Origin of the sequence: Pseudoalteromonas sp. HM-SA03 (assembly GCF_002289345.1) — a bacterium.
Lineage (GTDB): Bacteria > Pseudomonadota > Gammaproteobacteria > Enterobacterales > Alteromonadaceae > Pseudoalteromonas.
This window is the reverse complement of record NZ_NSDG01000164.1, coordinates 1-305: the sequence shown is the minus strand read 5'-3', so window position 1 is coordinate 305 and position 305 is coordinate 1. Positions and strand designations below refer to the sequence as shown.

The 305-nt window shown below is 44.6% G+C and carries 1 pseudogene; it reads right to left on the bottom strand.

Annotated features, from left to right (window positions below):
- A pseudogene (locus tag CKO50_RS23145) lies at positions 1 to 305 on the bottom strand (IS982 family transposase); the annotation flags it as partial.

Below are 305 nucleotides of genomic sequence, written 5' to 3'. Positions count from 1 at the left end.
TGAGATAGCTACACATGGGAACGACAACACTCGGCATTACTGCAAGAAACCGCGTATAGCTTAACAGCTCAGGAAAATAGGGCTTGAGCTGGCGGCAAACATAGTGAAGATAGTAGTTCTTGAAGTCTCTGTCATGTGACTGGTGGAAATGAATAATGATGGTCATCTCTTCGGCGGGAGATAAACGACAGGCTCTGCGACGCTTAATTTCTCCGTTCTCCAACAGCATGCGTTGCCAGTGTATGATAAATAACTGACAGAAATCATCGACATCGCAGTAGGTTTCAACTAACTTATTCATGCTC